The 13,314-nt window shown below is 53.5% G+C and carries 14 protein-coding genes and 1 riboswitch; of the genes, 5 read left to right on the top strand and 9 right to left on the bottom strand.

Translation table 11 applies throughout. From position 1 onward, the window contains the following. Window positions 1-43 precede the first annotated feature (43 nt). Window positions 44-268, top strand: a riboswitch (cobalamin riboswitch). Between the two features lie 36 nt (window positions 269-304). The 3 genes from KO503_RS14670 to KO503_RS14660 all read left to right on the top strand — a co-directional run bounded on the left by KO503_RS14670 (window position 305) and on the right by KO503_RS14660 (window position 2,607). Beyond that, on the top strand, window positions 305-985 hold the full coding sequence (locus tag KO503_RS14670) for an energy-coupling factor ABC transporter permease (RefSeq protein ID WP_215992303.1): 681 nt from the start codon (window positions 305-307) through the stop codon (window positions 983-985). Window positions 986-1,052: 67 nt separating this feature from the next. Next, the gene (gene cobW, locus KO503_RS14665; protein WP_215992302.1) at window positions 1,053-2,138 is read left to right on the top strand and encodes a cobalamin biosynthesis protein CobW; all 1,086 of its coding nucleotides are present in this window, start codon (window positions 1,053-1,055) and stop codon (window positions 2,136-2,138) included. Between the two features lie 10 nt (window positions 2,139-2,148). Further along, window positions 2,149-2,607: a GNAT family N-acetyltransferase gene (locus tag KO503_RS14660; protein ID WP_215992301.1), complete on the top strand. Its 459-nt coding sequence runs from the start codon at window positions 2,149-2,151 to the stop codon at window positions 2,605-2,607. A gap of 1 nt (window position 2,608) precedes the next feature. Here the strand turns inward: KO503_RS14660 and KO503_RS14655 are convergent, their stop codons facing one another. Then, window positions 2,609-2,773 carry a hypothetical protein gene (locus KO503_RS14655; protein WP_215992300.1) on the bottom strand — a complete coding sequence of 55 codons (165 nt, stop codon included), beginning with the start codon at window positions 2,771-2,773 and terminating at the stop codon, window positions 2,609-2,611. 78 nt (window positions 2,774-2,851) lie between these two features. Between KO503_RS14655 and cobN the strand changes: the two genes are divergently transcribed. Continuing rightward, the gene (gene cobN / locus KO503_RS14650) at window positions 2,852-6,526 is read left to right on the top strand and encodes a cobaltochelatase subunit CobN (RefSeq protein ID WP_215992299.1); all 3,675 of its coding nucleotides are present in this window, start codon (window positions 2,852-2,854) and stop codon (window positions 6,524-6,526) included. On the opposite strand, the gene KO503_RS14645 is transcribed toward cobN, so the two are convergent. The 5 genes from KO503_RS14645 to KO503_RS14625 form a co-directional block, all read right to left on the bottom strand. Continuing rightward, window positions 6,523-6,852 carry a hypothetical protein gene (locus KO503_RS14645; protein ID WP_215992298.1) on the bottom strand — a complete coding sequence of 110 codons (330 nt, stop codon included), beginning with the start codon at window positions 6,850-6,852 and terminating at the stop codon, window positions 6,523-6,525. The genes cobN and KO503_RS14645 overlap by 4 nt on opposite strands. Before the next feature lie 40 nt (window positions 6,853-6,892). Then, the gene (locus KO503_RS14640; protein ID WP_215992297.1) at window positions 6,893-7,720 is read right to left on the bottom strand and encodes an MOSC domain-containing protein; all 828 of its coding nucleotides are present in this window, start codon (window positions 7,718-7,720) and stop codon (window positions 6,893-6,895) included. Between the two features lie 177 nt (window positions 7,721-7,897). Further along, complete coding sequence (locus KO503_RS14635; protein WP_215992296.1) at window positions 7,898-8,548, bottom strand: HAD family hydrolase; 651 nt, start codon at window positions 8,546-8,548, stop codon at window positions 7,898-7,900. Continuing rightward, window positions 8,545-9,105, bottom strand: coding sequence for a 16S rRNA (guanine(966)-N(2))-methyltransferase RsmD (rsmD, locus tag KO503_RS14630; protein WP_215992295.1), 561 nt, complete (start codon window positions 9,103-9,105; stop codon window positions 8,545-8,547). The genes KO503_RS14635 and rsmD overlap by 4 nt, the downstream gene beginning before the upstream one ends. Then, entirely contained in the window at window positions 9,105-10,322 is a 1,218-nt protein-coding gene (locus KO503_RS14625) for an NAD(P)/FAD-dependent oxidoreductase (protein ID WP_215992294.1), read from the bottom strand. The genes rsmD and KO503_RS14625 overlap by 1 nt, the downstream gene beginning before the upstream one ends. A 77-nt stretch (window positions 10,323-10,399) precedes the next feature. Here KO503_RS14625 and KO503_RS14620 point away from each other — a divergent pair, with 77 nt between their 5' ends. Continuing rightward, entirely contained in the window at window positions 10,400-10,888 is a 489-nt protein-coding gene (locus tag KO503_RS14620; RefSeq protein WP_215992293.1) for a peroxiredoxin, read from the top strand. A gap of 71 nt (window positions 10,889-10,959) precedes the next feature. Here KO503_RS14620 and KO503_RS14615 read toward each other — a convergent pair whose 3' ends face one another. Genes KO503_RS14615 through KO503_RS14605 form a run of 3 tightly spaced genes read right to left on the bottom strand, consistent with a single transcriptional unit; the run spans window position 10,960 to window position 13,271 of the window. Then, on the bottom strand, window positions 10,960-11,808 hold the full coding sequence (locus KO503_RS14615) for a mechanosensitive ion channel family protein (protein WP_215992292.1): 849 nt from the start codon (window positions 11,806-11,808) through the stop codon (window positions 10,960-10,962). Beyond that, window positions 11,801-12,091, bottom strand: coding sequence for a 4a-hydroxytetrahydrobiopterin dehydratase (locus tag KO503_RS14610; RefSeq protein ID WP_215992291.1), 291 nt, complete (start codon window positions 12,089-12,091; stop codon window positions 11,801-11,803). The genes KO503_RS14615 and KO503_RS14610 overlap by 8 nt, the downstream gene beginning before the upstream one ends. Then, on the bottom strand, window positions 12,084-13,271 hold the full coding sequence (locus KO503_RS14605) for a GNAT family N-acetyltransferase (RefSeq protein ID WP_215992290.1): 1,188 nt from the start codon (window positions 13,269-13,271) through the stop codon (window positions 12,084-12,086). Before KO503_RS14605 ends, KO503_RS14610 begins: the two co-directional genes overlap by 8 nt. Window positions 13,272-13,314: the final 43 nt, after the last annotated feature.

The following is a 13,314-nucleotide window of genomic DNA, read 5'->3' as shown; positions in this document are numbered from 1 at the left end:
AAAAGTATCAGGGGAATCGCCTTGACCCAAGGGGGGAGTTTGCGTCAAATAAGCAGGCTATGGTTCCCCTATCGTCACGCTAAGCGTGCTGGGGAGAAATGGGAATGTGGTAAGAGTGACCCAAGTCGGGGCTCGAATCCACAGCCGCCCCCGCGACTGTATGCGGTGAGTGCACGCCAACACTGCCACTGGACCTTACGGGTTTGGGAAGGCGGCGAGCGCACATTGACCCGCAAGCCAGGAAACCTGCCGTGGCCTTATATCAACCAGCCGTCGGGGATGACGGCTAAGGAAGGACTGTACTATGCATATCGAGCCAGGTCTCGTCACAGGCGCAAAACTTGCGCTGTCTGTTGTAACCGCTGTTGGCGCTGCGGGCTTTACTGCCAAGCACGCGGCCCAAGCGATCCGCGAAACTGGCGTTATGTCATTTGCCGCACGCACTTTGGCTGCATCCATCGCCGTTTTCATCTTTTTCCAAGTGCTACCACATCACGCAGTTGGCGTGTCTGAAGTACACTTCATCTTTGGGTCCACGATCTTTTTGATCCTTGGCGCAGCGCCTGCTGCGATCGGTTTGGCGCTGGGTCTTTTGATCCAAGGTCTTTTGTTCGCTCAAATCGATTTGCCACAATACGGCATGAATGTCACAACTTTGGTCGTGCCTTTGTTGGCGATCAAAATGGTTGCGGATCGCATTATCGCACCGGGCACAGCCTATGCAGACGTGAGCTATAAACAAGCGCTGGCGCTGTCCACAACCTACCAAGCTGGCGTTGTCGCTTGGGTTGGGTTCTGGGTTACATACGGTCAGGGTTTTGGATCTGAAGTCTTGGCGTCCGTCGGCACATTTGGTGCGGCTTACATGCTTGTTGTCGCACTTGAGCCTTTCGTTGATTTGGCTGCCCTTGCAGGCGCCAAAGCGATTAAAAAGCACCTGAGCACCACTGGCCTTGCGGCCCCACGCCTGTTCAACGCTGCTTAAATCAAAATATTAATCATGCATGCGCCGAGGCCTCATCGCCTCGGCGTTTTCATGAATGGAGGCACATATGCCCGCTAAAATTCCTGCCACGGTTGTCACTGGCTTTTTAGGCGCTGGAAAAACCACGCTGATCCGTCACATGCTGGCCAACGCAAACGGCAAACGCATCGCTTTGATCATCAACGAATTTGGTGATTTGGGGGTGGACGGCGATATTCTGAAGGGCTGCGGGGACGAAACCTGCACCGAAGATGATATCATGGAGCTGTCGAACGGCTGCATCTGTTGCACCGTTGCTGACGATTTCATTCCCACGATGGAAAAACTGCTCGCACGTGAAAACGCGCCAGATCACATCGTGATTGAAACCTCTGGCTTGGCTTTGCCGCAACCGCTTGTCCGCGCGTTCAACTGGCCCGAGATTTCCACCCGCGTCACTGTTGACGGTGTTGTCACTGTGGTAGATGGAAAGGCTGTGAACGAAGGCTTGTTTGCCCACAACGTTGCCGCAGTTGACGCGCAGCGCAAGCTTGATGAAAACCTCGATCACGAGACGCCTTTGTCGGAATTATTCGAAGATCAAATCGCCTGCGCCGATATGATTGTCGTGAACAAAGCCGATCTTTTGGGTGACGTTCAAGCCGACACCTTGGTGGCAAAACTCAAATCCGAGGCGCGCACTGGCGTCCAAGTGGTACGGGCCACGCACGGCGCTTTGCCGATTGATGTGTTGCTGGGTCAAGGTATTGGCGCTGAGACCGATATGTCCAGCCGTCACGAAGTGCATCACCACCACCATGACCACGACGACGATCATCACGACCATGAGGACGATCACACGGAGGATCATCATCACCATGATCACGATCATGATGCCTTTGAAAGCTTCATCGTGTCGCGTGATGAAGTGACCGATCCGAAAGCCTTTGCAGCACAGGTCTCATCAGTGATTGCAGCACATGGCATTTTGCGCCTCAAAGGCTTTGCTGCTGTCTCGGGCAAACCGATGCGCTTGACCATTCAGGCGGTTGGCCCGCGGGTGGATCACTACTTTGATCAGCCATTTGGCGATTCTCCACGAGACACCCGTCTTGTTGTGATTGGTCATGCTGGCCTTGATCGTGCGGCGATTACAACCGCCCTTTGCGCATAGAGGTACTCTTATGATCATTGTCGAACTTGGCAATCCGCTTGATCCCCAGCCCTCAGCCCTTTTGGCTGAGGCGCAAGCCTTGCAAGCCGAAATCTATGATGAAGAACACAATCACGCCCTGCCCACGGATGCCTTAGCAGCCGAGGACGTGCGCTTTTTCACAGCGCGCGAAGGGGACGTGGTTTTGGGGGTCGGCGCATTTAAAATTCACGCAGGCGACAAATACGGTGAAGTGAAATCTATGTTCACCGCAGCCGCAGGTCGAGGCAAAGGCATCGCCGCCGCCATCATGCGTGCGATTGAAGACATGGCAAAAGCCGAAGGCCTGACATCTCTCAAGCTTGAAACGGGTGATGAATTGGCTGCCGCCGTACGCCTATACGAACGCTTTGGATTCGAACGCTCAGGGGCGTTTGGCGATTATGAAGACAACGGCGTGAGCGTCTTTATGCAAAAGACGCTCAGCTAAGTCATTTGACTTTTTTAGCCTCAGCCGCCGCTTTCATTCTGGCCAATAATTCGGCCTTGGTGTCTTTGACACTGAAAGGGTTTTTAGGCGTCCCTTTGGCGTTGTGTTCATTGTGTTTGGGTGCGTTTTTGCCAATTTTAGGCGCACCTGATTTACCATAATCCATGGGAATACCTCTTTGGTTTGCCCGCTGATGCCGCAAAGCGCGACATGAAACAAGAGAATACGACAAAGGACGTCGCCCATGCACCTTCTTGCTGCCACTGCCGGTTCCGTAGATGACGGCACTGAAGCTGTCGATCTCAGCCAAACTCCCGCCGATTTGGTGGTGATTTCTGCGGCAGATACGGAACTGGCGATGTTATCCTTGGCGCACAGTCATTTGCCTGATGGGCCCAGCCTGCGGTTGGCCTCGATGATGCATTTGCGTCACCCGATGTCGGTGGATTTGCATCTTGATGACTGCGCCACAAAATCACGTATGGTCATTGCGCGGGTTTTGGGCGGCACGGGCTATTGGAAATATGGCGTCGAACAATATGCCGCGCGATTGCATGAGGCAGGCGTGACGTTTATTGCCCTGCCCGGTGATGACAAACCCGATGCGGAACTCGCGGCTTTATCTACCATTCCGTCAGAGCATTATCATGCTCTTTGGTCCTATTTGACTGAAGGCGGCGCGGACAATGCCCGTAATTTTTTGCGCTATGCTCAGGCCCTTTTAGAGGGCGGCGCCCTGCCAGAACCTGCCAAGCCGTTGTTGCGCGCCGGTCTGTATTGGCCCGCCCAAGGCTTGACCACCTTAGAGAAAATCAAAGCCGATTGGACGCCTGACGCACCCGTCGTACCAATCGTGTTTTATCGCGCACTGGTCCAAGGTGCGGGCCTTGCTCCTATCGATGGCATGGTCAAGACCCTGTCGTCGCGCGGCCTCAATCCACTGCCTGTCTTTGTGGCGTCTCTCAAAGACCCGATTTCCGTGGCGACACTCGAAACCCTTTTCACTGACGCCGCCCCTAGCGTAATTTTGAACTGTACGTCATTCGCCGTTGGCACGCCCGAAGGCACAGGCGCTGTCAATCCGCTGGCCACAGAGTTCGCCAATGGCGCACCTGTGTTTCAGGTGGTTCTATCTTCGTCTTCAGAGCAGTTATGGAGCGAAGGGACGACAGGTTTGTCAGCCCGCGATATAGCTATGAATGTGGCCTTGCCCGAAGTGGATGGGCGCGTGTTGACCCGTGCTGTGTCATTCAAAGGCGAAGCGTATTTTGATGAGGCCACGCAGTGCCCGATTGCAACGTACAAAGCCAATGCAAACCGTATCGATTTTGTCGCGGATTTAACGGCCAACTGGTCTGCGTTGCGTCACACCACAGCGAACAACCGCAAAGTTGCTTTGATTCTGGCCAACTACCCGAACAAAGATGGACGTCTTGCAAACGGCGTGGGCCTTGATACGCCAGCGGCCACCGTTGGCACTTTGAATGCCCTTAAACAGGCAGGATACGATGTCGAAAATATCCCCGAGAACAGCGATACTTTGATGCAAAGCATTCTTGCGGGACCGACGAATTGGTTGACCGAGCGCGCGCAGCGCACAGGCGGCGAAAGGCTCGCGCTTACAGATTACCTAAGCGCCTATCACGCCCTGCCGCAACCCGTACGTGATCAAATCGAGGCCCGTTGGGGTGCGCCGGAAACCGATCCGTTTTTCGCTGACGGCGCCTTCGCGTTATCCATCTTGACCTATGGCAACGCAGTCGTCGGTATTCAGCCCGCACGGGGCTATAACATCGATCCGACCGAGACCTATCACGCACCGGACTTGGTGCCGCCACACAACTACCTCGCGTTCTATTTCTACCTACGCCATGCCTTTGGTGCACAGGCTTTGGTGCATATGGGCAAACACGGCAATCTTGAATGGTTGCCCGGCAAAGCCACGTCATTGTCCGAAGTTTGTATGCCCGAAGCCGTCATGGGCCCGATGCCGCACCTTTATCCATTTATCGTCAATGATCCAGGTGAAGGCACTCAGGCCAAACGGCGCGCACAGGCTGTTATTATTGACCACCTAACGCCACCGCTAACACGCGCCGAAACCTATGGTCCGCTGCGCGACTTGGAAGCGTTAGTGGATGAATATTTTGAAGCCGCAGGGGTTGATCCACGCCGCATTGGTGAGCTGCGCAAAGAGATTTTGTCGATGTCATCCGTGACAGGGTTAGACCGTGATGTTGGCATGACCGGCGATGAAGACAGTGATCTGGCCAAGCTTGATGCCTACCTGTGCGAGTTGAAAGAAGCGCAAATTCGCGATGGTCTGCATATTTTTGGTCACGCGCCTGAGGGACGCCTTGCGCGCGATTTAGCATTGGCATTGGTCCGCGTACCGCGCGGGGATGGCAAAGGTCACGATGCGTCTTTTGTGCGCGCTATAGCCGCTGATTTCGGCTTTGATTGTGATCCTTTGGATTGTGATATGGCAGCCCCTTGGACAGGGTCTAAACCAGATGTTTTGGCAAGATTAGACACGGATATGTGGCGCAGCACTGGCGATACAGTTGAGCGTCTTGAGCTATATGCTGCGCATCTTTTGGATACAGGTTTGAACGCCTTTGGGCCTGCTTCACAATTGGTTCTGGATCACGTACGAGGCAGCGTTTTGCCCATTGTGACGTCTTGCGGTCCTGCAGAAATTGATGGGCTTTTGACAGGCCTTGAAGGGCGTTTTGTACACCCCGGACCAAGCGGCGCACCGACCCGTGGACGGTTGGATGTATTGCCAACAGGGCGGAACTTTTTTTCAGTCGATGCCCGCGCTGTACCGACCCAAACAGCATGGAAACTGGGCTGGAAATCCGCGAATATGTTGATTGAGCGTCATCTGCAAGATCACGGCGATTGGCCGCGCGCGATGTTGGTGACCGCTTGGGGCACTGCGAATATGCGCACTGGCGGCGACGACATTGCGCAGGCTTTGGCCTTGATGGGCGTCAAACCGAAATGGGATTCGATGTCGCGTCGCGTGACTGGATTTGAGATCTTGCCAGCGGGCGTTTTGGGCCGACCTCGTGTCGATGTAACCCTACGTGTGTCAGGATTTTTCCGTGACGCCTTTCCGCAGCTGATCGCATTGGTCGATAGTGCAGCGCGGGCGGTGCAAGACCTTGATGAAAGCGTCGACCAAAACCCTGCTGCCGCACGGGCGCGTGATGGCGAAAGCACCGCGCGTGTCTTCGGGGCAAAACCTGGGGCGTATGGCGCGGGACTGCAAGCTATGATCGACGAGCGCCTTTGGGACGGGCGTGATGATCTTGGCGATGCCTACTTGGAATGGGGCGGCTACGCCTATGGCGCAGGGCGCGAAGGTGTCAAAGATCGGACTGGATTTGAGGCCCGTTTGAGCCAAGTCGAAGCCATTGTACACAACCAAGACAACCGCGAACACGACCTTTTGGACAGTGATGATTACTACCAATTTGAGGGCGGGGCTGCGGCAGCTGTGGCACGTTTGCAAGGCCAAGATCGCCCAATTTATCACAACGACCATTCGCGCCCTGAACGGCCAGTCATTCGTACCTTGGACGAGGAAATAGGGCGTGTTGTGCGATCGCGTGTGGTGAACCCGAAATGGATCGATGGTGTCAAACGGCATGGTTACAAAGGTGCATTTGAGATTGCCGCAACTGTCGATTATTTGTTTGCCTTTTCAGCCACGACCCATGCCGTGAAGGACCATCATTTTGATATGGTCCATGCGGCATTTATTGAAAACGACGACACACGTGACTTTATTGCGGAACATAACGCGCCAGCGCTTAAAGAAATTGCCGAACGGATGATTGAGGCGATGGATCGCGGGTTATGGCGCCCAAGATCCAATTCAGCACGCAGGCTTTTGGAAACGCTTATCTAAGCGGTTGGGCAGATTGTAATAGCTTTGACCAGCGCGTGATCGCCAACAAGCGATCCCTTTTTCACATCACAAGAGGTGGCCTGCACAATCGCCTCATATGCTTGCTGAAAAATCAACAAACGCGAAGGCGGCGGGAAAACCACATTTACCCGATGGGCCTCAACTCGATTGCCATTGAATTCTGTGTAGACCTTAAACGTGTTGCCACCGACCGCGACCACTTGCGCACCAGCACGGCCATAGCCCAAGGCGGGACTGTCCAACGCACATCCACCCAAGACTGCGAGAACGAAGAGTGGACTTAATATACGATGAACAAATCCCATGATGAGACTGTCGCTCGATATGCTTAAGGCTTCGTTAACGTCATCCCGACGATATCAGATTGGAGGTCCCGCTCTCCAACACCACGACCTCATCACCGAGCTTCATCGTACCTTCGACCTCGACCACTGCGTTCTGTCCAAAAATGATCTTGCCGTTAGAGGCGCGATGCAGACGCCGTAGCGTGGCCAAAGGCTCATAGACATCTGTTTGAATACCAGTGGCCGGATCTTGCGTGACCATAATACAGCGCTCGCATGGCTTAACGATACGCAGCACTGTCGAGCCAATGCGGATCAAACGCCATTCATCTTCTGCCCAAGGTTCAAAATCGCCTTCAATCACAACATTGGATCGAAAGCGGCGCATTTCGACAGGTGACGCCAATTCAGCATTCAGCGCCAGCAAAGACGGTGTCGTCGTGACCAAGATCGGAAATCCGTCAGAAAACCCCGTGAAATGTGCCGTCTTCGCGTAGGCAGCAGATACCGCACGCACACTGTCATCAGGCATATAAACCAAACGAACTTCGCGTTCGAGCGCAGAGGACAGAAAGTGGGAAGCGTAATTCCCAGCATCTTGCACGTTTTTGATTTCTGTTGAAAACACGGAAGCATTGGTCGGAGCGTTATTGGGCCAAGGGACGTCAATGCGCTCGCCGTCAAAAGACAGGCTAATGCCAAAGTCAGTGCAGACCGCATGCAGATTGGCCAAGGCTGGCAATTCACGACGCGTGGCCGCAATGCCAGAGTTATAAATAACAGCCCAGCGGCGATCTTGATCTATTCCAAACGGCCCTGCGGTCGCCATTGCGAGATCGTAACCGGTCATGCTTTTGACTGGGTATTTCGTAAGGCGCGCGAGCTTCATATATTTCTCAAATGTACATCTGGTTCCTTTACGTAACTCTTATGTGATTCGCAGCAACATTGGCAGTTGTCGCATTAGACAGGTTGCCACTGACCTAGACGTCACTTTTCGTATTGCTCCAGTCGCGCGACAGATAAAGCCATGCCCCTTAAAGCCACATCGGAACACATTTGAACATTACAAGTTAAGCAGTGATGGCAGATCATCCATATGCGCCAAATGCTCTGCGCCGATGGCGATCAAATGCGCGCCATCGCCGTTCGGGTCAAACCCAAGCGTTCGCATCCCAGCGCGCAAACCTGCCGTGGCCCCAGCAACGCTGTCATCGACCACAACACAGTCTTTGGGGGCTACCCCCATAAAGGAGGCCGCTTTCAAAAACAGCTCAGGGTCAGGTTTCCCCGCTTTGCAATCATGCGCAGAAAAAATCCGCCCCTTAAGGCGGTCAAACAACGCAGGGTGCGCGCCGAGCGTGATGTCCATTTTCGCCATAGGCCCGTTGGACCCTACGGCATAGGGAATACCTGCGGCGTCCAAAGCATCCAAGGTACGCTCAATTCCTGCGATCAAGGGCACGCCTTGTTTGAGCCGCTCAAACATTTTGGTATAGATTGCATCCACCCAGTCATCTGGCAAATCCGCCCCGTTGACGCGTGCTTTTTTAGCGATATCTGCCATCGCTACGCCCATGTAATCTTCGTCCACCTGCGCCATTGTCAGCGTCAAACCGTAGAGTTCCAGATCATCGCGAAGCAATGCCAATGTAGGCGGTTCGCTATCGACAAGAACGCCATCGCAGTCAAAAATGACCAATTTCGGTTGTTTCATTTTGGCTCCAGAAAGTTGATTTTGGTGTCACCATATTTTCGTGTGTCCAACAAGATGAGCGCATCAGGGACAATGATAGGTGAGGAATCTTCCCAAACCACAAGGGCCCGCGCTGTGAGCCAATTGCCTGCCAGCGCAGCGGCCATCGCTTTTTCGCCCATGGTTTTCGCATAAGGCGGATCAAGAAACACCAGATCATAGGGCGCGTCAGGATTTTGTGGTAAGCGCGTGGCGTCAGCACGGATGAGTTTGCATTTCGGTCCCGCTTTGCAAATCGCGATATTCTGTTCGATCAGGCTTTGCGCTTTGCGTCCATCATCGACAAAGGTGACACATTCACCGTCTCGCGACAGCGCTTCAAGGCCAAGCGCGCCGGTGCCTGCGAACAAATCAAGCGTGCGCGCATCGGTCAAAGCATCACCAAATTTACCGCCCGCCAAGACATTAAACAGGCTTTCACGCACACGGTCAGTTGTGGGCCGCAGGTGCGCCCCCGCATCGCCTTTCCCCAAAGCAGCCAAAGCAAGCCCTCGATATGTTCCAGCAACGATCCGCATTAGGCTTTGAGTAGCGCTTTAAGATCAGAGGCAGGATCTGCAACGACACTTGGGTCGGCAGACTTGCCGCTCTCGATCAAACGTTTGGCGACCATATAGCCGCGCGGATCATTCATTGCGTCAATCGCGATCAAAGCCCCGTTTTTATAGTACCAATGCGACCGCATAGCACCACCATCACGCAGGACAACTTGGTCATGCCCAACTGACAGACCCGCGATTTGCAATTTTACATCATATTGGTCTGACCAAAACCAAGGTTTCGGTGTATATTCGATGTTCTGACCAAGCATATTTTTGGCAGCAATAGCCCCTTGATCGATGGCGTTGCCCACGTTTTCTAAACGCACCTGCACGCCATTTTGCGGATAGGAGGCACAGTCGCCCGCCGCATAAATCGAGGGATCAGAAGTGCGCGCAAACAGATCGGTTTTTATACCATTGTCGACCGTGACACCTGCCGCCTCAGCCAACTGCGTGCCCGGAATGATGCCGACGCCAACGATGACAAAATCAACATCTAAGACGCTGCCATCTGACAATTCTGCGCCGGCGACACGCCCCGTGCCCGTCAAGCGGTTGAGACCAACGCCCTCAAGAATGCGTACCCCATGGTTTTCGTGCAGTGCGCGGAAATAATCAGAGGTCTCTTTGGAGGCAACACGTTGCAAAATGCGCTCGGACATTTCCACCAAAGTTACGTTGAGGCCTTTCTTAGCCGCCACTGCTGCGGCTTCCAAACCGATATATCCCCCACCAACAATCAACACGGATGCTCCTGTGACAAACTCAGGTGCAATCGCGTCAGCATCTGCCAAGCTGCGCATGGTATAAACGCCGTCCAAATCACCGCCAATTTTGGCTGGCAAGTGACGCGGCGCAGACCCTGTCGTTAAAGCCAAAGCGTCATAGCTCAGCGTTTCACTCACGCTATTTTTGGTAACTGTGATCGTTTTCATCGCAGCATCAATATCAGTCACCCGCGTTGATCTGCGCAGCGTGATGTTCTCATCGGCGTAGTAAGATTCGGGACGTAAATACAGTCGATCAAGCGCCATCTCGCCAAGCAAATACGCCTTAGACAAAGGCGGGCGTTGATAGGGAATGGCCGCCTCATCGCCGATCAGAGTGATTTGGCCTTCGAACCCCTGCCCCCGCAACGTGGTCACGATGGATTGGCCAGCTTGGCCTGCGCCGACAACAATGTAATGGGACATGTGATTTCTCTTCTGGCCTAATGTTGTGGGAACCTTATATCTTTAGATGAGAAATGAAAACGCATAGAGGACATGTCATGACAATCTCAATCGGTGATAAATTGCCCGACGCGACGCTACTTCAAATGGGTGCGAATGGCCCAGAAGCCGTCGAACTGGGAACAAAAACCAAGGGCCGCAAAGTGGTTATTTTTGGCCTGCCAGGCGCATATACAGGCGTGTGTTCTACTGCACATGTGCCAAGCTTCATCCGCACAAAGGATGCTCTCTCAGCCAAAGGCGTAGATGAAGTGATCTGTGTCTCGGTCAACGACCCTTTCGTGATGAGCGCTTGGGGCGAAGCAACAGGCGCAACTGCGGCAGGCATCGCGATGCTTGGGGATGCAGAGTCGACTTTGACCAAAGCACTTGGCCTTGAGTTCTCGGCGCCCCCCGCAGGCCTGATTGACCGTTCTAAACGTTACGCCCTCGTCGCCGAAGACGGTGTCGTGACCGTGCTGCAAGTGGAAGACAACGCAGGCGAATGTAACATTTCTGCTGGCGAAAGCGTCGTTGACGCGCTGTAATTCTTATTACTTTTGAACGTCAAAGCGCGCGCGTCACATAGGACGCGCGCGCTTTTTGATGTATCCCTACGCTATTCGGCAGTATTAAAGACGGTGCGCGTCGGGAATGGAATTTCTATTCCAGTTGCGTCTAAAGCTTCTTTTACATTGCGCTTCATATCGGCTTGATATTGGAAATACTCCGATGATGGCACCCAAACGCGCACCAAGAAATCCACCGAAAAATCGCCCAAGTTGTTCACCTGAATAAACGGTTCGGGATCTGCCATAGACCGTGGGTCTGCCATGATCGTGTCACGAATGGCCTTTTCTGCGGCTTTCAGGTTGGCCCCATATGAAACCCCAAAAACCCATTCCGCACGACGGGTGTCGTTGGTCGAATAATTTGTGATGATGTTGCCCCAAGCTTGGGCGTTGGGAACAATAATTTGTACATTTGACAGATCGGCCAGCTCAGTAAAATTGAGTGTGATGTCTTTAACCGTCCCAGCGGTGCCGGCAATATCAACAAAATCACCGATTTTAAACGGACGGAAAAAGACGATCATCACACCTGCCGCAACATTCGACAGCGTGCCTTGCAGCGCCAAACCAATCGCCAAACCACCAGCACCGATCAACGCCACAATCGAGGTCGTTTGAATGCCAAAGGTATTGAGTACAAACATCACAGTCAGCACCAAGATCAAGTAACGCGCAATGTTGCTCAAAAAGTTGAACAGCGTCACATCTAAAGCCTGATACCGAAGCCCAATACCGCGCACACGGCGCGACACGGCCCGCGACACGACAAGGCCAGCCAAGAGCATGAGCAACGCCCCCAAAACCGAACCGCCTAGGCTGATCAAAGCATCAACCGACATAAGGTCGCCAATCGTGGTGTCTTGGTAAATCGTATAGGAAAGAATCGTATCAAGCATTGCCTGCTGCCTCGTTCATTTTCTGTGCCAAAGCGATGTCTTTTGCGGTCACCCCGCCGGCATCATGGGTCGTCAAAGTGACCTCAACCGTGCGATAGACATTACGCCACTCTGGGTGGTGGTTCATTTTTTCTGCGATCATCGCCATCTGTGTCATCCAGCCAAATGCGGATATAAAATTCGCGAACTGAAAGGTTTTGGTCAGAGCATCGCCCGCCTCAGCCAGCTGCCAGCCAGACGGAATTTGCCCGCTCATTTCGGCTGTCGCTATCAGATCAGTCATGGTCGTCCTCTGTGTTTGTGCGCCTAAATGGGCCGTAACTTGTCAACACTTCCGTGTCTTGATCTACAGCCTCGCGTTCAGCATCAACGTAGTCTTGAACTGCGCGCGCAAACCCAGCATCCGCGATCCAATGCAGCGAATGCGTTGTCTTTGGCAAATAGCCCCGCGCCAACTTATGTTCGCCCTGCGCACCGGCTTCGACCCGCGCCAATTCATGGGTGATCGCATAATCGATGGCTTGGTAGTAGCACAACTCAAAATGCAAGCAGGCGTGATGTTCCGTGCAGCCCCAATAGCGCCCAAACAAGGTATCGCCACCAATGAAATTGAGCGCACCGGCGATGGCAACGCCATCTCGCATGGCCAAAACCAAAAGCACATCGTCGCGCATGGTCTCTTGCACGCAATCGAAAAAGGCACGCGTCAAATAGGGCGTGCCCCACTTGCGTGCGCCTGTGTTTTGGTAGAACTGCCAAAAGGCATCCCAGTGCTCGGCTTGAATCGCATCGCCTGTCAGAGATAGAATCTCGCCACCAAAGCCCTGCGCTTGCTTGCGCTCTTTGCGAATAGCTTTGCGTTTGCGCGCGGACAGATCACTTAAAAAGACATCAAAGTCCGCGTAGCCATTATTTTCCCAATGGAACTGCTGACCGATCCGATGCAAAAGCCCCATCTCGCGACCGGTGCGGGCCTCATCTTCAGTACAAAAGGTAATGTGCAACGATGACAGATTTTGCTCTGATGCCACATGTACAGCGCCTTGCACCAAGGCCGTTTGACCTATCGCGTCATAGCCTTCGCGACACAGAAACCTGCGCCCAGTTGCAGGTGTAAACGGCACAGCAACTTGTAGCTTTGGATAATAATGACCACCCGCATTTTCGTAGGCCTGCGCCCATGCATGATCAAAGACGTATTCGCCTTGAGAATGCCCTTTCGCATAAAGGGGAGCAACGGCAATAAGCTGGCCATTCTGGCGCGCCCCCAGATAGCGTGGCGCCCAACCGGTGCTTGCGCCAACAGAGCCAGACTCCTCAAGCGCCGTCAAAAAACGGTGAGTTGTAAATGGATCTAGAGGCTGCCGCGATCCTTGGGTGCGTCGCACAGCACAAGCATCCCAATCGCTTGGGTCAAATTCGGCCATACTGCCGCTAACAAAAATCTCAATCTGATCACTCATAGCGCACTCCTGCGCTTATAACCTGTACCCTGAGAGGCCAACG

It is taken from the genome of Pacificibacter marinus (assembly GCF_018860505.1).
Taxonomy (GTDB): Bacteria; Pseudomonadota; Alphaproteobacteria; order Rhodobacterales; family Rhodobacteraceae; genus Celeribacter; species Celeribacter marinus_B.
This window is presented reverse-complemented; position numbering and strand designations above follow the sequence as displayed.